The 20,149-nt window shown below is 58.6% G+C and carries 16 protein-coding genes, 1 other RNA gene and 2 pseudogenes; 11 read left to right on the top strand and 8 right to left on the bottom strand.

Going from position 1 to position 20,149, the window contains the following annotated elements; translation table 11 throughout:
* Window positions 1-85 precede the first annotated feature (85 nt).
* Window positions 86-1,465: an alanine/glycine:cation symporter family protein gene (locus MSL71_RS03110; protein WP_180137196.1), complete on the top strand. Its 1,380-nt coding sequence runs from the start codon at window positions 86-88 to the stop codon at window positions 1,463-1,465.
* 59 nt (window positions 1,466-1,524) lie between these two features.
* On the opposite strand, the gene MSL71_RS03105 is transcribed toward MSL71_RS03110, so the two are convergent.
* The gene (locus tag MSL71_RS03105) at window positions 1,525-1,791 is read right to left on the bottom strand and encodes a GIY-YIG nuclease family protein (RefSeq protein ID WP_180137195.1); all 267 of its coding nucleotides are present in this window, start codon (window positions 1,789-1,791) and stop codon (window positions 1,525-1,527) included.
* 247 nt (window positions 1,792-2,038) lie between these two features.
* Window positions 2,039-4,021, bottom strand: coding sequence for a ribonuclease catalytic domain-containing protein (locus MSL71_RS03100; RefSeq protein ID WP_180137194.1), 1,983 nt, complete (start codon window positions 4,019-4,021; stop codon window positions 2,039-2,041).
* A gap of 254 nt (window positions 4,022-4,275) precedes the next feature.
* Between MSL71_RS03100 and MSL71_RS03095 the strand changes: the two genes are divergently transcribed.
* From MSL71_RS03095 to MSL71_RS03085, 3 genes are all read left to right on the top strand, one after another.
* On the top strand, window positions 4,276-4,575 hold the full coding sequence (locus MSL71_RS03095) for a hypothetical protein (protein ID WP_180137193.1): 300 nt from the start codon (window positions 4,276-4,278) through the stop codon (window positions 4,573-4,575).
* A 433-nt stretch (window positions 4,576-5,008) separates the two neighbouring features.
* Entirely contained in the window at window positions 5,009-7,159 is a 2,151-nt protein-coding gene (locus MSL71_RS03090; protein WP_180137192.1) for a CHASE2 domain-containing protein, read from the top strand.
* Between the two features lie 15 nt (window positions 7,160-7,174).
* Window positions 7,175-8,377, top strand: coding sequence for a M48 family metallopeptidase (locus MSL71_RS03085; protein ID WP_180137191.1), 1,203 nt, complete (start codon window positions 7,175-7,177; stop codon window positions 8,375-8,377).
* Window positions 8,378-9,014: 637 nt separating this feature from the next.
* On the opposite strand, the gene MSL71_RS03080 is transcribed toward MSL71_RS03085, so the two are convergent.
* The 5 genes from MSL71_RS03080 to uxx1 form a co-directional block, all read right to left on the bottom strand.
* Complete coding sequence (locus tag MSL71_RS03080) at window positions 9,015-10,226, bottom strand: diaminopimelate decarboxylase (RefSeq protein WP_180137190.1); 1,212 nt, start codon at window positions 10,224-10,226, stop codon at window positions 9,015-9,017.
* Window positions 10,219-10,719, bottom strand: a complete 501-nt coding sequence (locus MSL71_RS03075; RefSeq protein ID WP_180137189.1) for an SET domain-containing protein-lysine N-methyltransferase — start codon at window positions 10,717-10,719, stop codon at window positions 10,219-10,221. The genes MSL71_RS03080 and MSL71_RS03075 overlap by 8 nt, the downstream gene beginning before the upstream one ends.
* A gap of 59 nt (window positions 10,720-10,778) precedes the next feature.
* Window positions 10,779-11,912, bottom strand: a complete 1,134-nt coding sequence (locus tag MSL71_RS03070; protein WP_180137188.1) for a DNA-methyltransferase — start codon at window positions 11,910-11,912, stop codon at window positions 10,779-10,781.
* Between the two features lie 366 nt (window positions 11,913-12,278).
* Window positions 12,279-12,929 carry an LOG family protein gene (locus tag MSL71_RS03065; protein ID WP_180137187.1) on the bottom strand — a complete coding sequence of 217 codons (651 nt, stop codon included), beginning with the start codon at window positions 12,927-12,929 and terminating at the stop codon, window positions 12,279-12,281.
* A gap of 142 nt (window positions 12,930-13,071) precedes the next feature.
* A complete protein-coding gene (gene uxx1, locus MSL71_RS03060; protein WP_180137186.1) occupies window positions 13,072-13,290 on the bottom strand; it encodes a UXX-star selenoprotein family 1 in 219 nt (72 codons plus the stop codon).
* 183 nt (window positions 13,291-13,473) lie between these two features.
* Here uxx1 and MSL71_RS03055 point away from each other — a divergent pair, with 183 nt between their 5' ends.
* The 6 genes and pseudogenes from MSL71_RS03055 to MSL71_RS26845 all read left to right on the top strand — a co-directional run.
* Window positions 13,474-13,752 carry an HPr family phosphocarrier protein gene (locus MSL71_RS03055; protein ID WP_180137579.1) on the top strand — a complete coding sequence of 93 codons (279 nt, stop codon included), beginning with the start codon at window positions 13,474-13,476 and terminating at the stop codon, window positions 13,750-13,752.
* Between the two features lie 340 nt (window positions 13,753-14,092).
* Window positions 14,093-15,862 (top strand): phosphoenolpyruvate--protein phosphotransferase, encoded by a 1,770-nt coding sequence (ptsP, locus tag MSL71_RS03050; RefSeq protein ID WP_180137185.1) that lies wholly within the window; start codon window positions 14,093-14,095, stop codon window positions 15,860-15,862.
* A 131-nt stretch (window positions 15,863-15,993) separates the two neighbouring features.
* On the top strand, window positions 15,994-16,467 hold the full coding sequence (smpB, locus tag MSL71_RS03045; protein ID WP_180137184.1) for an SsrA-binding protein SmpB: 474 nt from the start codon (window positions 15,994-15,996) through the stop codon (window positions 16,465-16,467).
* A 158-nt stretch (window positions 16,468-16,625) separates the two neighbouring features.
* Window positions 16,626-17,026: a transfer-messenger RNA gene (ssrA, locus tag MSL71_RS03040) on the top strand.
* A 349-nt stretch (window positions 17,027-17,375) separates the two neighbouring features.
* A pseudogene (locus MSL71_RS26850) lies at window positions 17,376-17,522 on the top strand (GIY-YIG nuclease family protein); the annotation flags it as partial.
* A 34-nt stretch (window positions 17,523-17,556) separates the two neighbouring features.
* A pseudogene (locus tag MSL71_RS26845) lies at window positions 17,557-17,706 on the top strand (Wadjet anti-phage system protein JetD domain-containing protein); the annotation flags it as partial.
* Window positions 17,707-17,875: 169 nt separating this feature from the next.
* Here the strand turns inward: MSL71_RS26845 and MSL71_RS03030 are convergent.
* A complete protein-coding gene (locus tag MSL71_RS03030) occupies window positions 17,876-18,259 on the bottom strand; it encodes a hypothetical protein (protein ID WP_180137183.1) in 384 nt (127 codons plus the stop codon).
* A 643-nt stretch (window positions 18,260-18,902) separates the two neighbouring features.
* On the opposite strand from MSL71_RS03030, the gene MSL71_RS03025 reads away from it, so the two are divergent.
* Window positions 18,903-19,952, top strand: a complete 1,050-nt coding sequence (locus MSL71_RS03025; RefSeq protein WP_218950934.1) for a hypothetical protein — start codon at window positions 18,903-18,905, stop codon at window positions 19,950-19,952.
* The last annotated feature ends 197 nt before the right edge of the window (window positions 19,953-20,149 follow it).

Below are 20,149 nucleotides of genomic sequence, written 5' to 3'. Positions count from 1 at the left end.
CATTATTGAAGCGGCAGCCAAACGCCGTGATCATGCCCTGTGCATTGCCTTGTTGTGCGCACACGGGCTGGAAAGGAATGATACTGTGGAAAATTTTGCACAACTTTTGGGAACGATTGATTCCTTTGTCTGGGGGCCCCCCCTTCTGATCCTCCTTGTGGGAACCGGGATTTATCTCACCGTGGGCCTTGGCCTGCTGCAGATCACCAAGCTGCCCCTGGCCATCAAGTACCTTTTCAGCAAGGACCATGGCGACGGGGCCCAGGGAGATGTGTCGAGCTTTGCCTCCCTCTGCACCGCCCTTTCCGCCACCATCGGTACCGGAAACATCGTGGGGGTGGCCACCGCCGTCAAGGCCGGAGGCCCCGGGGCGATCTTCTGGATGTGGGTGGCCGCGTTTTTCGGCATGGCCACCAAGTACGCGGAAGGGCTCCTGGCCGTGAAATACCGGGTGGTGGATGAAAACGGGCAGATGTCCGGCGGCCCCATGTACTATATTGAGCGGGGCCTCGGAAACAAATTCCTGGCCAAGATGTTCGCCCTGTTCGGTATAGGCGTGGCCTTCTTCGGCATCGGGACCTTTGCCCAGGTCAACGCCATCAAGGACGCGGCCCTGCTGAGCTTTCACATTCCTGTTCCGGTGACGGCAGCGGTCCTCACCGTGCTGGTGGCCCTTGTCACCATCGGGGGGATCAAACGCATCGCCCAGGTGGCCTCGGCCATCGTGCCCTTCATGGCCATCTTTTTCATTCTGGCCTCTGCCGTGGTCCTGATCCTGAACCTGTCGAGCATTCCGGCCGCCGTCTCCCTGGTGATCCAGAGCGCCTTTAACCCCGAAGCCGCCTTCGGGGGCGCAGCGGGCGTCACCATGATCATGGTCATGCGAAGCGGCATTGCCCGCGGGGTCTTCTCCAACGAATCAGGCCTGGGCAGCGCGCCCATCGCAGCGGCCGCCGCCAAAACAAACTCCTGCGTGCGTCAGGGCCTCATCGCCATGACAGGCACCTTCATCGACTCCATCATCATCTGCACCTTAACCGGCCTGGTCCTGGTGATGACCGGCACCTGGAACGATCCGTCCCTTGCCGGGGCTGCCATGACCAACACCGCCTTCAACATCGGTATGGGAAGCGGCATCGGTCAGTATGTGGTCACCGTGGGCCTGATGTTTTTCGCCTTCACCACCATCCTCGGCTGGAACTACTACGGGGAGCGCTGCACCGAGTACCTCTTCGGGATCAAGGGCATCAAACCCTACAAGCTGGTCTATATCGTTCTGGTGGCTTCAGGCTCCTTTCTCCACCTCAGCCTTATCTGGACCCTGGCCGACATCGTCAACGGCCTCATGGCCATCCCCAACCTCATTGGCCTTCTGGGCCTGAGCAAGGTGGTTTTCTCCGAAACCCGAAGTTTTTTCAGCGGCCTTTCCGTGGCCGCTAAAGCTGAAAAAGCCTTTCAGGCATAAGACGGGTAGAACGTGTGCCCTTGAGTGATGATGCATGGGTGGCCGTGAAAAACGGCCACCTATGACCTATGACCTGTTTTTCCTGCCCTTATCATCGCAAGCTTTGCCTTCCGGGACAATTTTTTGATGCGGTATTCGAGGCGGGATGCTTCGGATCGGTCTTTCACCGAGGTCTGGTAGACCATGGTCACGGGGAGGCGAGCCCGGGTGTACCGGGCACCCACACCTGCATTGTGCTCGGCAAGGCGCCGCTCGGGGTCGGTGGTGATGCCTGTGTACAAGGTGCCGTCCGCGCATTCAAGGATGTAGAGATACCATGGTTTCATGGGGGCACTGTAGATCATTAAAAGTGGTGGCGCCAGCATGAAGGTGGCCCAACCTGTCAAAACAAAAAGCCCTGCCGATGAATCGGCAGGGCTTTTTTATGCTGAACCAGGTGGAGGCAAGGAGCGGGGCGGTCTGGCCGGTGCTTGGTTCACCGATCCTTAAGGCCCGGAAAGGCCCTTGACACAAGCACACTATCCCATTTTTTTACTCACTACTCACTACTCACTACTCACTACTCACTACTCACTACCCAACAAACACCGCCAGATTGTCTTTCCGCGCATCGGCGTGCTGGATAACGGTCTGGACCATGTCCCCGGATTTGAGGCTCAGGCCGCTGGCCGGGAGCATCACCTCCATCATGTAGTCCGGCAGGAGGACCTGGAAGCTGTGGCGGCGCTTGTCCAGGACCAGCCCTTCCACGCGTTCGCCGATTTTGGACTCCAGGCACTTGAGGATCCAGTAGCGGCGCCGGTTGGACTGAATGCGACCGATGCTGCCCATGGGAATGTCGAGGTGCTGGGAGACCTCGGCCACCTCATCTTCGGTGTACGGCTCCTCCAGACCCATGACGGACCGGATCTGGCGCTGGGAGACAAGGTCGTAGTAGCGCCGGATGGGGCTGGTGGCCGTGGTGTAGGCGTCGAGGCCAAGGCCGGAGTGGTGGCCCGCCTTCTGGCTGATGTGGGCCCTTGAGAGCTGTTTCCTCTGCATGCAGTTGAGGTAGAGGGATGCTTCTTCCCCCTTGAACAGCCGCTCTTTGGGATCGGGCTGGAGCCGGAAGAACGAGGGCAGGTTGTGACGGGCCAGAAAGCTTGCCATGAGCCAGTTGGACATGATCATCAGCTCTGCCACCATCATGCGGGAGGGACTCTCCCTGTCCACGGTGGAGATGACGGGGGTGCCCTCCTCATCCAGGTGGACATTGACCTCGGGCAGGCTCAGGTGCACGGCCCCGCTGTCCAGGCGCTTCTTGCGGAAGGCCTGTCCGATCTTGATGAGGGTGGACAGGTCCTCGTCCCCCTCCTTGGCCAGGGTGTTGGCCCCGGTGTAGGTGAGCTGACGCCTTACGGTTACCACGGTGGGCACCACCTCGAAGTCCTCCACGGCGTGGAACCGGTTCAGGGTGATCATCACGCTGATACAGGGGCGCACCGTGCCTTCCACCAGGCTGCAGAGGTTGTCCGAGAGGTCCGAGGGCAGCATGGGGATTTTCTGGTCGGGCATATAAATGGAGCTGCCGCGGGACAGGGCCCGCTTGTCGATGAGGCTGCCCCGTTTGACGGACTCTGCCACGTCCACGATGTGGATGCCCAAAAGGGTCTTGCGGTCGTCCAGGCGCTCGATGGTGACGGCGTCGTCGTAGTCGGTGGTGAACCTGCCGTCGATGGTGATGGTGGACAGGTGGGTGAGGTCCCGCCTGCCCTCGTAGGAGGCCGGAGCCTCTTCCACCAGGCGTTTCGCTTCAGCGAGCACCTCGTCGGAGAAGTGCCGTGGCACCTCCATGCGGATGAGGTCGATGTTTTCGTTTTCGTCGAACACGTCGAGTTTCACCAGCAGACGAAAGACCGTTTCATGGGAGGAGATGTTGGCTTCTGCGAGGATGGCCTTGGCCATGTCGAAGTGGCGGCTCTCCCGCTCTTCGATGTACCACCCTTTGAGGCAGGCGATGATCTCCATGGCATGCTCGCAGGGGCCGGGCTTTTTGTCTCCCAGGAGGCCCTTGAGCCAGGCTGCCCCTTCGGTGATGACCTTCAGGCGCCTCTCCTCTTCCCGTTTCTTGGCGAGCATCTGCTCCACCTGCTCCGGGGTGTAGGGGAGGAAGCGGTCGTGGTCGAACTTGAACCAGGTCCGGTTTTCGAAGAACGCCCGGATGATGGCTGACTTGTGGTCGGAGGTCACGGCTTCGGAGAAGCAGTATTCCGCCATGGTTGTGAGATCGATCCACTCCCCTTCTTCATTGAGCAGTTCCCACAGCTCTTTGAGATCGATCTCCTGTTTGAGGGATTCACGACGGGCGACGGTGGCCTTGAGGGCTTCCACCATGGTGGCGCGGCTGGCCGATTCAGAAAGGGCGTCGTCCGAGGTCAGGGATATGCGGGAGGCGGAAAGGCTCACCTCTTTATCGCTTTCGGTGATGAGTCTCAGGCGTTTACCTTTGACGTCAGCCACCGCGGCGCATATCAGCTTCTGCTGATCTATGTATTCGATGATGGTTCCAGATTTCATAACTAATCAGGATATCAACGGCACCTTTGAAAGTCAATTCAAGGGATGAAAACCTGGGGCATGGAAAGGGGACAGGCAAAAAAGGCGGCGCTGTTTCCCGTGGGGGGAGGAGGGATGTTTTTGCTTTCAGGCGTGGGCGCGCGAGGAATAAGAGATGGCAGGCCGGGGCAAGGGGTGGTACTATTCACCCGGGTGAACAGGGCCTTGGGGCTGAGGGGCCGTGTTCCAACCGACGGAATCTTTGAGGAGGGATCGTGACACAGATCGAACTGGACGTGAGCCGCCACTGCATCGCCAGCGAGGTGAAGAGGCTCCATAATCGTCGTATCTCCGATTACTTCAAGGGACGCGGAGACAAAGAGTCCCTGGAAACCCAGATAGCCCTCCTTACCCGGGCGCTGGAGGAGCTGGACCTGCCGGCCCTGAGGGGCAAGGATGCCCGCCTTGCAGGGGGGGAGTCCGTTGATGTGGTGCTGAAAGGTGTCGAGGGAAAGCCCCTTGCCATCACCGTCTCCGGGGAACCCGTGGACCTGTCGGGGGTTGAACGGGGCTGAGGCCGTTCCGGCTTTTTTTTAACCCGGATATTTCACGCGTCGAGTGCACCCATACCCGCAGGGTGGCATCTCTGTGTCAGACATCAGTAAAAAGCAATCGACACTATTTCAGCGGAGCCTGGGAAAACTCACCTGACATCGTTATTGTTCTACGTTTTAAACGTGTTGTTTCCGGCAGGGCCGCCGCAGGAGGGGCACACCCGTGCTGCCGCTTTAAACACACGATGCGGGGAGGCTCTTTGCACGTCAATGGAATCGTTTCGGTGCGGCGGTTTTCTGCTGCATGGGAAGCTGCGTGTTGTGACTCGGGTCACTGGAAAAATCCGGGATTCGGGCTATACTTTGTTTGTGTTCATGCCAAAAAGAGGCGCCGGGTTTGTGTAGGCCGAGCGCTGCGGAAGCGGGGTCGGATGCGTGTGGGTAAAGGAGGGGTATGGAGACGGTAAAGAACTGGCCGGCCATGGTGGCGGCCCTGGCCACTGCCTGTGTGGCAACCCTGGTGGTGGGGCTTTTTTCATTTTCTCCCGTCTATCAGAACATGCGGCATGCAGCCTTTGATGCCGCCCTTCGCATGGTAACGGACAAGGGCACGGCCGACCCCGGTATGGTGATGGTGGCCATTGACGACGCCTCCATCCGCAACCTGTCCGAAGCGTATAACGTGAACTGGCCCTGGCCCCGTGAATTCTACGGGGTGGTGACCGGCTATCTGGCCGACGCCGGTGCCCGGGCCGTGGTCTTTGATATGCTGTTCACGGAAAAAGAGGTGGACCGCCTGGACGTGGACGCCGAGTCTTCGGAGCAGGCCTTTGCCCAGGCCATCCAGGAGTCCGGCATCGTGGTGCTGGGGTCGGTGGTGTCCACCAACGGCGACGGCCGGTTGCCCGATGACGGGGCCATGGCCTTTGAAAACAGCGAGATGCTCAAGCTGCCGCCATACCACAGCATCACCATGCCCATTGACTCCCTTGGGGCCCATGCCACAAACGGCGTGGTGAATTTTCTGGCCGACGACGACGGCACGGTGCGGCGCATGCCCCTTTTTTTTCGAGTGGGGGAGCGCCTCTACCCCCAACTCGCCTTTGCCGCCTACCTGGCGGTGACCGGCGATGAGGTGGTGCGCTATGATGCCCGGAAACGAGAGCTGGTGACCAGGAAGCGCACCTTTGCCCTGGACGCACAGGGCAACCACATCGTGTTCTGGCACGGCAAGGGGGGAAGCGGAGGGGTCTACCGCTACGACAGCTTTTACGACACCCTGCGCTCCGCGGTTCAGGCCATGGGCGGGGAGACGCCGGTGATTGCCCCGGAGGCATACAAGGACAAGGTGGTGGTGGTCTGCGCAACGGCCCCGGGCCTCACCGATCTGAAGACCACCCCCTTTACGGCCCTGGCGCCTTATCCCGGCGGGGAGATCCAGGCCACCCTTCTGGACAACTACCTCAACGGCCACGGGATCCGCGGCCTGGGGTTTGTCTGGCTGGTGCTTTTTTCCTTTGCCGGCAGCTTTCTGGCGGCTGTGGCCTTTACCTCCCGCTCGTTTCCCGTGGCGGCCCTGACCAGCGGCGTGCTGCTGCTGGTGCCGCTGGGGGGCAGCTGGGTTCTGTTTCGCTCGGGGTCTGTGGCCGCGGATTTTCTCTTTCCCATGGCATCCCTGGGGCTTTCCGCCTCGGGTGCTGCGGTCTATCGCATGGTCACGGAAGGGGCGGCGCGTCGCCAGATTCGGACAGTTTTTTCCCGGTACCTGCATGAGGACGTCATCAACCAGCTCATGAAGGACCCGGACAAGGTCTCCCTGGACGGGGTGGAGTGCCACGGCACGGTCTTGTTCACCGACCTCCAGGGGTTTACCACCTTTTCCGAGGACAAGACGCCCAAGCAGCTCATCAAGGTGCTCAACGACTATTTTCAGGTGGTGACCGACATCGTGCTGGACCAGGGGGGGCTGCTGGACAAGTACACCGGAGACGGGATCATGGCGGTGTTCGGGGCACCGGTGGACCGCAAGGACCACGCCCGGGCCGCCTGTGAGGTGATCCTTGCGTTTCGCCGGGAAAAGGTGAACGAGATGATCACAACGGACAAGGGCAACATCCTTACCCGCATCGGCATCAGCAGCGGGCCGGTGGTGGTGGGGAACCTTGGCAGCACCCGACGCATGGATTTTACCGCCATCGGGGACACCGTGAACCTGTCGGCCCGGCTGGAGGGGGTGAACAAGGCCTACGGCACCACCAACATGCTCTCGGAGCAGACCTGGGAGCAGGTGAAGGACGAATACGTGTTCCGGGAGCTGGACTGCATCCGCGTAAAGGGAAAGAACAAGCCCATCCGGGTCTTTACCCTGGTGGACCGCCTGGAACATGTCACTGCCCGGATGCAGCAGGTGGAAGACGCCTTTAAAGAGGCCCTCTCCGCCTATCGACAAAAGATGTGGGACGATGCCATCTCCCGGTTTGAGAAGGTGCTGGCCCTGGACCCGGACGACAAGCCCAGCGCCGCCTACATCGACCGGTGCAGGCTCCTCAAGCATACCCCCGAGCTGGTGGACGCGGACGGGGTGTTTACATTTAAGACCAAGTAATCTCATGGAGGGACCATGAAAACGATTCAATGCATGACGGCGATGCTGGTGCTGCTCTTCTGCGGCGCGGCCTTTGCCGAGACCATCCAGGTCTCGTCCGCCTCCCTGCGGCAGAAACCCGGCTCGTTCTATCCGGTGGTGACAGTCCTGAACAAAGGGGACGAGGTGACCATCCTGAAAACCCACGGCATGTGGCGCCGGGCAAAGACCGCGGACGGCCAGACAGGATGGGTGTCTGAAAACGCCTTCAAGGCCCAGGGGCGCTCCATCGATTACGGCCTCATGGCCCAGGACACCTCGGGACGGCGTATGGCAACGGTGATGGTCACCGCTGCGGTGAAGGGTTTTTTTGAAAACAGGGTGCGCACCGGCAACCTCAACCGGGCCCTGTTTGAAGCGCCCTTTGTCCGATACGTGACCCCTGAAAGCTACGGGGCGTTTAAGGAAGAGACCTTCAGGGGGCGCCGGTCCCACGGGTATTTCCTCTCGAAAACCCCGGTGTACTCCAAGGGGCCCTTTTTTATCAGCGAGCAGATGGTGGCGGTGAGCGCCTACATCACCGGGCGCCTTGCCGCACCGGGGTTGGTGACCGACAGAGCCCTTGTTTCCTACGTCAACAACGTGGCCCAGCTGGTGGCAGAGAGCTCGGAGTTTTATGATCTGCCCATCAGTGTCCATGTGGTGGATACGGACGCCATTTTCGCCAATGCCACTCCCATGGGGGTTATCCTCGTATCCAGGGGCATGCTGGATATCATCCGCAGTGAAAATGAGCTGGCCTGTCTCCTGGCCCACGAGCTCTCCCACGTGACCCTCCAGCACGGTGCCATCGAAACCGAGGCGAGGAAATCCAAGATCAACGCAGAAGACGCCTTCGCCGAGATGGACGATGAGCTGGGCAAGGATGAGGTGGAGCAGGAACTCGATGACCTGGCCATGGACATGTACGAACATGCCATCAGGGGGCGCAAAGAGGTCTACGAGATGGAGGCCGACGCCCGCGGTGTACTCTACGCCAAACGGGCGGGCTACGACCCCTCCGGTATGGCCACGCTCCTGACCCGCCTAAGGCGCGTCCAGGCCGATGTGCCCTGGGACGAAGAGCCTTCCCACTGGCTTCCCAACTCCATGGGCCGCAGGATCAATGTCCTGCCCAAAAAGACGCCGTCAGGAGACTACGTCAATTTCGGCAGCCGGTACAACCGAATGGTGCGTTAAAAGAATTTCTCAGGCTATTTGAATACATCAGGCCGTGGTTGATCCCTTGGATCATCCACGGCCTGTTTTGTTTTGGGGGGCTATGGGGGAAGAACCAGGCACCATGGTGGAACCGCCATGGGCTTCGTCTTTTGACGAGGTTAGGCCTTTATGGCTCGTTTTGAATAACACTTGGCGGTGACCTTAAAAAAAACGAGAAAGACCAACTGAAACGGAACGCCGCACTCCGGTGCGGCTTTTTGGGCCGTCGTTACCCGTGCCGCACAGGAGTGCGGCGCTCCAGGGGACAACGGTTTTCGGGGGGGGATGTATATACGCCCATGGGCCAAACGGTGATCAAGGCCGATGCTACCTCCGCAGCCGACTTGGCTCCGTCGTTCCCAGGCTCCGCCTGGGGGTGCTTTTCGGAGGCTCTGCCTCCATGGGGGCACCTCGGCAACCTGTGGGTTTCTTCTCTGCGCCACGGTTTTCCATGCTGGCAAGGCAGAGCCTTGCCCCAAACACTCCCAGGCAGAGCCTGGGAACGAGGAAAAGATCCCGTCCTTAATGCCCTTGCGATTTGACCTGAGGAACGAAGGGCGAAGCGCAAGGGCAATATGCTTTCGAGGTGGCTCACCTCGCCGCCGGAGGCACGCTTTTAAAAAAGCAACACCTCACGGAACTGTCCGCGCATGCAGTGGTTGGAGCTCATGGAGGAGGCGTAGGCCCCGGCGTTGATGAGGGCCAGGGTATCTTCTTCTTCCACGGGGGGCAGGGGGATCCCTTCGGAAAAGAGGTCCAGGGCTTCGTTGATGTTACCGGCAACGGTTGCGGGAAGGAGGGGGCCTTTTTTGAGTCGGGTGACCACCGGCTCGAAGGGGAGGCGGTAAAAGGCGGGCTCCACGGCGATGTTGAACCCGCCGTCCACGCCGATATAGCGGGTGGATCGCCGGGTCTCCACGGTGTTGGCGGTGAGGAGGAGCAGACCGGCGTCTTTGGCGATGTAGTCCCCGGGCTCCACCTCGATGGTGAGGCCGGAATCTCCGAAGACCCGTTTGATGACAGCGGCCCACTGGCCAAGGTCCAGGGCGGTGTCTGTGGGGGTGTGGGGCACGCCCAGGCCGCCTCCTAAGTTGATGGTCCGCAGGCCGGGGATTTTCTCGGCAAAGGCTTTGGCCTCTTCAAGGATCTGTTCCCATGGGGCGAGCTGATCGCTTAAGTAGCCGCAGCCGGTGTGGAGGTGAAGGGTGGTGACGGCGAGTTTGTGCTTTGCGGCGGTTTCCAGGGCTTCGTCGAACTGCTCGGCGTAGATACCGAATTTGGTGGTGCTCTCGCCGCTGTAGCGCAGCAGTGCGTTGTCCCCGTAGCCCACGCCCATGGCCGGGTTGATGCGCAGGCCGATGTTCCGCCCCGGGGCCCGCGTGCCCAGGCGGCGCAGGGTGCTTATGGCGTCGCAGTTGATGTGCAGCTTTTCGAACCGGGCCAGGGTATCCAGGTCCTCATTGGAGACGGCGGTGGCTGTGTAGGAGATATCGGACTCTTTGAATCCGCATCCCATGGCGTGCATCACCTCTTCCGGGGAGCAGGCGTCGATGCCGCAGAGCCTTTCCGTGGCCATAAGGGTGAGGATGGGGGCGAACCGGTTGGCCTTCATGGCGTAGTGCAGGCGATACGGGCGACCCGTGGTCTCCAGGGCCTGGCGGAGCCTGGCCAGGTTTTCCCGGATGCGTGGGGCGCTGTAGAGAAAGGTGGGGGTGCCGAAGCGCCGGGCCAGGGCTTGCGCCTTATTCCCTGCAAAGCACAGGTTGCCTTTTTCGTAGCAGAGCCCTTGGCGTTCCCACCAGAATGGGGTGTGGCAGGCATCAGGCATGGGCGTAGACTTTCTTGGCAGGGGTGGCAAGCTTCAGCCCCTTAAGGTAGGCGTATCCCTCTTCGCTCGGGGCCTCCAGGCGTCCGGTAATCCACTTGCGGCAGTTGTCGGCCTCACAGAGGCAGGGGAACTGCCTGTAGAGGACGTCTTCGGTGGAGGTGTAGTCCATGGTGAGGGCTTCACCCGGGTTGATGTCCTTGAGGGCCCACATGGTGAGGGTCTTCATGTCCAGGGCCACGTTGGGGTCGCAGGCGTGGAGGAGGTAGCCCACAAAATGGGGGTCGTGGAGGTGTTTTGTGGGGCTGATCTGAAGGGTGTGGAGCCGGATTTCGTCGAGGACCTCGCCGGTGAAACGGGCCATCATCTCCCCTTTTTTGAACGCTCGCCTGGTAAAAAGACCGAATCCTTTTTCATCACCTTCCGTGGAGACGAAAAAATCCTTCCGCGAGGGGTAGCCCTCTGGTTTCTCTGTGGTGTCTGGGTATATATGCATGCATCCTCCTGAAAACACGGACCTGGGTGTGGTGAACGCCTGTTTTCATTGGTTGTGGGTTAAGTAAACAGTGCCATCTGGGTGGCACCCTTTGCTTCAGGGGCCTCATCTGTTCCGGTGAGCGGTGACGGCTTGGGCGCCTTTTGGCCCGGAACAAAGGGGGCGTGTTCAGCGCTGAAGCCGGTCCCGTTTTTTTCTACGGATACGGTCACCGGCAGGGTCATCCCCTTTTCCTGGGCGGTGACCACGGGCAGCTCCCAGATTTCATGTGTATGTTTGATCGCTTTTCCGGACGCCAGCCTTTCATCGACAAACCGCACATGCTCCTCGTACCTGCTTCGTGCGATGGTGTGCGAAAGGCCGGGTGCCTGTGCGGCCCGGGCGTCGAACATGGGGGCAAACCCGCTGTCGATCTCATAGGAGATGCTGTTGCGGCCGGTGGCAAGGGCGGCCTGCATGGTGGTGCCGGTCCCGGAAAACGGATCCAGCACGGTGTCTCCCATGGCGGAGTACATGAGAATGAGACGCAGGGGCAGCTCCAGGGGGTAGGCGGCGCTGCGTTGCCTCAGGGCTGTGTCGCCTGTTTCCTGGCGTACGCCGGAGATATCGCTCCAGGTGTCCGAATACCAACGGTTTCGCTCCTCCCAGAAGATGGCCGAGGCCTTTCGAACCTCCTTGTCCGGGCCGTTTTTAAAGACCCGTTTGCCGCCGTTGCGGAAGATAAGAATGTATTCGTGTTCCTGGGTGACATAAGCTCCTGCAGGAAGCATGCCGGAGCCCATGAATTTATTGGGGGCGGTGCTTACCTTGCGCCAGAGGATTTCGGGCAGGGGGGTGAATCCCCGCTTCAGCATGGCCATGGTGATGCGCGAGTGGTTGGGGTAGATGGCGAACTCCCCGGCGATGGTACGGGTGGCGTCGCCCATGTTGATGGCAACGAAGCCTCCCTTTTTCACCACGCGGGCCAGCTCGTCCCAGACCGCATCCAGGATGCCGTGCATGGCCTCGAAGGCCTCCATGCCCCGGCCCTGGTCAAGGGCCTCTGCCACGGCGGGGGCTGCGTTGGAGAGGGCCTCGTCCCACATGGCGATCATGGGGTACGGGGGGGAGGTGACCACCAGGTCGACGCTGTGGTCCGGGGTCGCCTCCATGGCGGCGGCGTTGAGAAAGTGAAGGGCGTGGGTGGTGTTCATGAAAATGTACTGCCTTATATGTCGAGCCCGTGCAGGCACAAGCGTTGTCGGGTGTCGGGCATGGGGCCGTAAAGCCCCTCGGGCTCGGGCGTCTCTGGTCCGGCCAGGAAGACGCCAGCCTGTTTTTCCGGTCTGGGGCCCGTATCCCGGGGTTATGCTGGGGTTGTCTGTGGTTCGTTTCGGTGTGCGATGTGTTTCATGTGTCTCATAAACAGACGGTACGTGTATCAGGTTGTGGCCTGTGCCACAACGCCGGAATCACGGAAGGGGGTGCGGGGTTGTGTGCCCGCCCGCGGGGGGCAGGGTTGTCCCTGCCGGGCCGAGGCGGCTGCATGGGCCGCCTCGGGAGCTGGTGTGCCTCGCGGATTAATCCTTGTTGCTTGCCTTGACGAACTCAACGATCTCTTCGGGATCGTCGGTGAGCTTGATGATATCGAGGTCACCTTCGCTGATGGTGCCTTCCTCCAGCATGCGGGCCTTGATCCAGTCGATGAGGCCGCCCCAGTACTCGGTGCCGAAGAGGACCAGGGGCAGGGGCATGACCCGCTGGGTCTGGATGAGGGTCACCGCCTCAAAGAGTTCGTCCATGGTGCCGAAGCCGCCGGGCATGATCACATAGGCAGAGGCGTACTTGACGAACATCACCTTGCGGATGAAGAAGTAGTTGAATTCCACGCAGATGTTGGCGTAGGGGTTGGGCTTCTGCTCAAAGGGCAGGTTGATGTTAAGGCCCACGGACTTTCCCCCGGCCTCGGTGGCGCCGCGGTTGGCCGCTTCCATGATGCCCCCGCCGCCGCCGGTGATGACGTTGTAGCCGTTTTTCACCATGAGGGCCGCAATTTCACGGGCTTTTTCGTAGTAGGGCGTCCCCGGCTTGGTGCGGGCCGACCCGAAAATGCTCACGGCGGGTCCCAGGTCATGCAGTCTGTCCACCCCTTCCACAAATTCGCCGATGATGCGGAACAGTCTCCAGGATTCTTCAAGTTTGAACTCTTCGATGACGTACTGATGCTTCATGGTATTACTCCTCATGTGGTGAAACGCAACGTCCGCTCAACTGGGGCATTCCAGAATGGGGTGCCGGGCCGTTGGACCCTTGGTTGATGTGCAGACAGGCGATGGGGTGCTCCGGCAACCTGCCGGAATCGTCTCAGACCCGTCAGGTTTTTCCCTGCCAGCCGACAGAGACCTCTCCGTCGGTGTCGATGACCGGGATTTTTCGTCCGCCCCCGGAGAGGGCGAGCATTTTATCCATCATCTCAGGGGATTTGAGGACATCGATGTAGACCACCTCGTTACCCTGTTCTTTCAAGGCGTCGACGGCGGCCCGGGTAAAGGGGCATTTGTCTTTGCCGTATATGGTGACCGACTGCTTCATGGGATCAGTCTCCTGTGTTGATGAGCCAATTTCAGCGAATATGCGGGTAAACCCAACCCCTTGGGATTGTTTTTAATCTGGAAGAATATCAACGTTTTCAATTTGACACAAGGGGATGCTGTGTGCTAATAATGTCCGGTATTTTTCGTTGGACCGGGAAACCGGGCTGTTACGCATCATTTCCTGAAGGTAAGTCATATCAAAGCAATTTCAAGAAAAACAACGGTAAAAAGTCAATTGGGCATCCACGCCCGGCCTGCCGCCATGATTGCAAAAGCCGCGGCTGAGGCGGTGGGAGAGGTGTGGTTGGTCCGTGATGGCGAAAAGGCCGACGCCACCAGCATCATCGATATCCTGACCTTGGGCTGCGCCTGCGGCGCCGAGGTGGAGATCGAAGTGGAAGACGCTTCCGACAGGCCTGTCCTTGATCGAATTTTCGAACTCATCGAGGAAGATGAGTGAAGACCCATCGAGGTCGATGAGTGGTTCCCCGCCCCGGCCGTCCGGCCCGGGGAGATACGCATCAAGCGTGGTCCGCGGCGATACTTTTTCAACTATTCATTCATTGATTGACGTTTCCCTCCACGGTGTTTTGACACCAAAGGCCGTTTTCCGTTTAAGTTGGCGGACGGCTTGGTGTATAACACCATGAGGTGCGCTCGCCGGGAGCCCGATCCTTATGGGTCGGTCCGTGGTGTGCGAGTGTCAACACCGGGCGTCGCAAGGCCCGGGCAATACAACGTGAACCGGCACCACGACGTGTGCAAGGTCACGAAAAATTAAGAAGAGCAGATCTTTACCCATGGCAGACAAAGGTTCAGATACAGTATTGAAGGGCATCAGCGGATCACCGGGGATCTGCATCGGCCAGGCTTATCTCGTGGATCGGGAGGGCGTGGACGTTGTGGAGAAGTACACCGTCCGACCCGAGAGCATCCGAGACGAAGTGAACCGTTTCAAAACAGCGGTGAAAAAGTCCGAGGACGAGCTCATCGAAGTGATTGAAGAACTCCCCGAGGAGCTCCATCATCACCTGACGATCCTGGAATCCCATCTTGCCCTGTTCAAGGACAAGATGCTTTACGAGCGGGCCATCGACGCGATCCGTGACGAAAGCATCAACGCGGAGTGGGCCCTGAAAAAGGTGGCCACCCGTGCCAAGGCCATGTTCCAGGACATTGCCGACCCCTATCTCCAGAGCCGGGTGGACGACATCGTCCAGGTCTCGGATCGCATCATGATGAACCTCGTAGGGGTCGATGCCGTGAACATCGGCAACATCGACAAACGGGTGGTCCTCGTGGCCAAAGACCTGACCCCTGCGGATACCAGCCGCATCCAGCTGGAGCGCGTCAAGGGCTTCGTCACCGACCGCGGCGGGAAAACCTCCCACACCAGCATCATCGCGCGGACCCTTGAGCTGCCCTCGGTCATGGGCCTGGGCAACGTGTCCGCCCTGATCAAGAACGACGACATCATCATCGTGGACGGCAACGACGGGCTGGTTATCATCGACCCCTCGGACGAGACCCTCCTCGAGTACGAAGAGAAGAAACTGCGTTACGAGACGCGACGGGCCAATATCAAGCGCCGGAGCAAGATTCCCGCCACCACCGTGGACGGGGTGACCATCAAGCTCATGGGCAACATCGAGCTGGCCGAGGAGATCGTCTCGGTGATGGACTACGGCGGAGAGGGCATCGGCCTGTTCCGCACCGAGTTCCAGTACCTGAGCCGCTCCCATTTTCCCACGGAAGAGGAACTCTACGAGCAGTACCGGGAGGTGGCTGAACTCATCTTCCCCGAGCCCGTGGTAATTCGGACCCTGGACATCAACGGGGACAAGGCCCTGGCCTACGCCCGGGAGAACGACGAGGAGAACCCGGCCCTGGGGCTTCGGGCCATCCGGTTCTGCCTCCAGCGGCCCGATGTGTTCATGACCCAGCTCCGAGGGATCCTGCGTGCAGCCGCCTTCGGCAATGTCCGGGTGATGTTCCCCATGATCTCCGGCGTGGAAGAGGTTCTGGAAGCCAAAAAGATGCTCAAAGAGGCTGCTGCCCAGCTCGAAGCCGAAGGGATTCCCTACAGCGAAAACTTCGAGATCGGCATCATGGTGGAGGTTCCTTCTGCCGTGGTCATGGCCGAGCGCCTGGCCGACGAAGTGGATTTTTTCAGCATCGGCACCAACGACCTGACGCAATACACTCTGGCCATTGATCGCGGCAACCGCAAGGTGGCCCATCTTTACAACTCCCTTCACCCTGCTGTGCTGCGCATGATCAAGCAGGTGGTGGATGTGGGCAAGAAGCATGGTGTTAAGGTGTGCATCTGTGGCGAGATGGCCTCTGAGCCCGCCAACATGCCGGTGCTTCTGGGCATGGAGCTTGACGAGCTCTCCATGACGCCCCAGTCCCTGCCCATGGTCAAGGAGATGGTTCGGGGCCTGAGTTTTTCCGAGTCCCGGAAGTTTGCAGCCAGGGTTCTTGAGGCAACCACCGTGGACGGTGTGACCTCCATGATGGACGAGTTCGTCTACCCCGAAGAAAACGAGAACGGCACCGCTTCGGCGTGATGCCTTCGGCTGCCTGGGCGGCCCCATGAGAAACCGGTGCCGCATAGGCGGCCACCGGTTTTTTTCGACCGCATCTCTGTGTTCAGGGCCATGCGGGATCAGCCACCGCAAGGTGGGCAAGGACAGCGATTATGGCAGAGAAGAGCACCCGAACCATCGCCAACAACAAAAAGGCGCGGTTCAACTATGAAATTACCGATCAGTACGAGGCCGGCCTGGTGCTGGTGGGCTCCGAGGTAAAATCCCTGCGCGACGGGGCCGTGAACCTCAAGGAGTCCTACTGCAAGATTGCGGAGAACGGCGAGCTGTTCGTCTATCAGATGAGCATCTCCCAGTACCCCTTTTCTTTTCACTCCAACCACGACCCCCTGCGTCCGAGAAAGCTGCTCCTGAACAAGAAGGAGATCCGCAAGATATCGGACATGCTCAACATCAAAGGATGCTCCCTGATTCCCTTGAGCATTTACATCAAGGGCAATCGCATCAAGATGAAGGTGGGAGTCGGCCGTGGCAAGAAGCTCTACGACAAGCGCCAGACCCTGAAAGAGCGGGACGCCAAGCTGGAGGTGAACCGCATGAACAAGCAGAAAGACTATTCGGATTAACACGCCCGGGTTGCAGCGCAAGAGCGCCGCGTCCGAAGATGCCTCCGGAATCACCCTGACCATTGACAGGCCGCCCCGGATGCATTACCTTACGTTTGATCTGAGCCACCCACCTCACAGGTTCAGATCAAGTCACATCTCTTATGAAGCCAATTTATGGGGGCGTCCTGGGTTCGACTGGGATATGAGAGCTGTTTGACTGCACTCCGAGGATGATCGTTGGCCTCGTTAATAATCGATCACAACATAAATGCAGACGATTATGCATATGCGGCAGCTGCTTAGCAGTTAATCCGCAAAAAAAATGTATCCTTCGGGATGCACGTCACCTGACCTTCTCACTTAAGGCCAACGTGGCGACACTTTAATGTGATAGGGACCGGAAGCCTGGTATTCCACCACCTGGCGGCGTCCGGAACCGAATTTAATGCTGCAAGGGGACGTTCAGGGGACCGAGTCAGCGGGTAAAACCTGGATGTATTTGGATGCTGACTATGAGTGTAGAGGTCTTACGGGGAATTATTTCAGGACGCGGGTTCGATTCCCGCCGCCTCCACCAGGCTTCGCCCGAGCGCCAGCGAGCAAGAAGCCTGCCGCGGCGTAGCACGCAGTGCGAAGCCGGGCCATTTCATGCCACGTCACAGAGGGCGCTCAGGCTACGCCCCGGCAAGCCAGGTAAAAATCGCCTGAGATCCGGCGAACAAGAAGCCTGCAATCCTTAAAAATAAAGATTCCCGAATCACGTTTCACAAAATAAATTCTTCCAGCTGTTATATGACGATGCGGATGAGGAGGCTCCTTTGGGCTTTCACTATGTATACATGCTCCGAAGTGAGTCGTTTCCGGAACGGTTTTATACCGGTATGACCTCTGACCTTGGAACTCGCCTATAGGCCCATAATTCTGGAAGCGTCCCCCACACGTCAAAGTACAAACCCTGGAAAATTGAAATCGCCATCGCCTTCCCCTCCAAACCCAAAGCCACTGCCTTCGAGACCTACCTCAAATCCCACTCCGGCAGAGCCTTCGCTGCCAAGCATTTTGAACTGAAATAACTGTTGCCTTGTCCACTATTTCCAGCATAGGTCAAAAGAGTCACGGCAGGAAAATCGTGATTTGAATCGGCTTTCAAGGAAAGGGGCAGGCCTTTACGCTGGGTTGCGAGGAAGGCATTATGGTGAGCATGTCAGGCTGGAACAGGAAAGGATTTCCTTTGGAATCAATCATGGGGATTCTTGATAGGTGAGTATCCATCGCTTTACAGCGTGCCAACTCGATCATAAAAACCTTGCACCCATCACCGCCAAAATCGTGATCACTTGCCTTGCCCCTCCGTTTCGAGAACGCTCAAAACAAAGGGGCAAAGCCTGAATATTCCATCTTATTTATTCCATTTTAGCGCTGGATTTTACTCGGCGGCGGGCTCTGCTTCAGCGGTGGGTTCCGTTTCCGCAGCAGACTCTGCCTCAGCTGTGGGCTCTGCTTCGACCTCAGGCATTGCTTCAGCAGCTGGTTCCGCCTCAGGTGTCGGTGCGGGTGCAGGGGCTGGTTCTGCCATGCCTGCTTTGTAGGTATCTTTGTTAACTTCAATCACCTCAGAGTTCTGGATGATGATCTCTTTACCTGTGGCCGAGTCTTTGAACTCAATGGCGCCGTTCCTTTTCTTGTTTATTTTTTCAGTGTAGTAGACCTTGTCGCTTGAAGGGTCGGTCACTTGGTAATAGGTGCCGCAGGCCGCCAGTGAAACCATCATAATCAGGGTCAGGATTAAAGCAGAAACGTTGATCTTCATGTTGGCTCTCCTTTTTTAGATTCGAGATTACGTCAAATGTGTAACGGACTATGGGGTTGGGTTTCGGCCATACGGCATACGGTTGTCCCAAATAGTGTCGGGACAATTTTTTACTCATTTTAGGAGAATTACGAGAGCGCTTTTCAGTAGAAGAGGCAGGCTTATATGTCTCATTTGCCCGGGTGGGTTTTCTTTTCATTATACGGGAAAGTCTTGCCGGGATTGAGAGACCATCATGCCGTATTGTATTGGCATGGCTGCATACGTTCAGGTCGCGATGATCTGTCTTGAATTGTCGAAGCCGGTGAAAGGTGTATAGCCCTTAAAAATGACAGGATATCGTTAATAATCAGCCCAATTGGATGCAAAGTCAATCATTTTAATTTGCCGTACGCTGCCTGCGATACATGGCGAAAGGCAGAGCACATTCCAACGTGAGGGCGGGCAACACCGGTGGGCCCTCTTTATCCTCCGCACGCATTCCACATAAGAATAAAGACAACGTCTCTTTTGGTCGATGACATCCTTCAGGGGCCCTGACTGCTGAGTACCCACAGGGTTTGAAGGTTGTCGCCCCCTGAAAACTTTACTATTGAGTGTCTTGTTGTGATGTTGCGCCTTAAACCGGATTGATGGATGCGTTGTGGATAATATACTGGATTATTGTGCCCGGCTGCTGAGCGGCCTGATGGCACTGCTTGCCACCCCCAATTATACCGCTATTTTTAAGAGCGTCCTGGCCGCCGGGTCCCACGCAGGGCCGTGGCAGCTTCTGGGGCTGTTTCTGGTGTCCTCCATGGTCATGGTCTGGCGGCTCAATGCCTTTGAGAAGCGCGGCTTTGAGGGGACTGCCATCGGCACCATGGTTATGCCGTACTGCTCGGGATTTTCCAATCTTGCCTTTGCCTATGTGATGGGAACCACGGGCGGGGACGCGGCCATGGTCCTTGAAAACTGCATCGTGAACAACGTCACCAACCTGACCATCCTCTTGGGCATCCCCGCCCTGCTGTGGGGCCTGACCCTCAAGGGGACAAAGGAAGACCGTTCAGAAGAGAAGCTCGATTACCTCTCCCTGCTTCTTACCCTCATTGCCATGGTGTTTTTTACGGCCGTGACCTGGGCCCTGGGCCGGGACGGGGTCCTGAACCAGGGGGACGGCCTGGTGCTCATGGGGCTGTTTCTTTTCTGGCAGGTGTTTCAGGTCTTTGATGTGATGAAGACCAACGTCCAGAAACACAGGGCCGTGAGTCTCTGGGTGGTTGTGGATATCCTGCTTGTGGGCGGGGCGGCCTGGGGAACCTATGTCAGCATCGAAGGGCTGGTGGCATGGGTTTCGGCCGGGGGCGGGGGGATCATCTCCACAAGCCAGATCGGCATCTTAAGCGGCCTTCTCATGGTGGTCCCCAACGGGCTTCTTGCCTTTTACTATGCAGCCGTGGACCGCTCCGACATCGCCTACTCTTCCCAGATCGGGGACGGCCATATCTGCATTCCCATGTGCATCGGCATTTTCGCGTTCTTCTCTCCCATCCGAATCCCCGATTCCTTTGAAACCGGGGCCTTCACCATCATGGCAGCGTGTGCCGTCCACTTCTTCTTTGTCGGGGCCATGAAGCGCCTTCCCCGGGGCGCAGGGGCCGTGCTTGCCGCAAGCTACGGGTATTTTATCTACAAAGGCATCCTTATGTAGGTGTGACGCGTTGCCGACGGTGTAGGGGATGTGAGGCAGGGTGCGCTTGCGCACCGCCGAAGAATCGTACCGGTCATGAAAACCCATCTGCAGGTGACCTTCACAACGCATGGAAATGGCAAAAGACGTTGGTTTTCCGAACAAATGGTGCGCAAGCACAGCCTACGGGATGTCACATTTCGAGGTGGCCCGCCTCG

Origin of the sequence: Desulfoluna butyratoxydans, from assembly GCF_900699765.1 — a bacterium.
Classification (GTDB): domain Bacteria; phylum Desulfobacterota; class Desulfobacteria; order Desulfobacterales; family Desulfolunaceae; genus Desulfoluna; species Desulfoluna butyratoxydans.
Note: the sequence above shows the minus strand (reverse complement) of the source record. Positions and strands in the feature narration are given on the sequence as shown.

Excerpts from the sequence above, each read along its gene's own strand:
- smpB (WP_180137184.1), top strand. The coding sequence starts at position 15,994 with ATGGCAGAGAAGAGCACCCGAACCATCGCCAACAACAAAAAGGCGCGG.
- MSL71_RS03030 (WP_180137183.1), bottom strand. The coding sequence starts at position 18,259 with ATGAAGATCAACGTTTCTGCTTTAATCCTGACCCTGATTATGATGGTT.
- ptsP (WP_180137185.1), top strand. The coding sequence starts at position 14,093 with ATGGCAGACAAAGGTTCAGATACAGTATTGAAGGGCATCAGCGGATCA.
- uxx1 (WP_180137186.1), bottom strand. The coding sequence starts at position 13,290 with ATGAAGCAGTCGGTCACCATATACGGCAAAGACAAATGCCCCTTTACC.
- MSL71_RS03100 (WP_180137194.1), bottom strand. The coding sequence starts at position 4,021 with ATGAAATCTGGAACCATCATCGAATACATAGATCAGCAGAAGCTGATA.
- MSL71_RS03065 (WP_180137187.1), bottom strand. The coding sequence starts at position 12,929 with ATGAAGCATCAGTACGTCATCGAAGAGTTCAAACTTGAAGAATCCTGG.
- MSL71_RS03070 (WP_180137188.1), bottom strand. The coding sequence starts at position 11,912 with ATGAACACCACCCACGCCCTTCACTTTCTCAACGCCGCCGCCATGGAG.
- MSL71_RS03090 (WP_180137192.1), top strand. The coding sequence starts at position 5,009 with ATGGAGACGGTAAAGAACTGGCCGGCCATGGTGGCGGCCCTGGCCACT.
- MSL71_RS03085 (WP_180137191.1), top strand. The coding sequence starts at position 7,175 with ATGAAAACGATTCAATGCATGACGGCGATGCTGGTGCTGCTCTTCTGC.
- MSL71_RS03105 (WP_180137195.1), bottom strand. The coding sequence starts at position 1,791 with ATGAAACCATGGTATCTCTACATCCTTGAATGCGCGGACGGCACCTTG.
- MSL71_RS03075 (WP_180137189.1), bottom strand. The coding sequence starts at position 10,719 with ATGCATATATACCCAGACACCACAGAGAAACCAGAGGGCTACCCCTCG.
- MSL71_RS03080 (WP_180137190.1), bottom strand. The coding sequence starts at position 10,226 with ATGCCTGATGCCTGCCACACCCCATTCTGGTGGGAACGCCAAGGGCTC.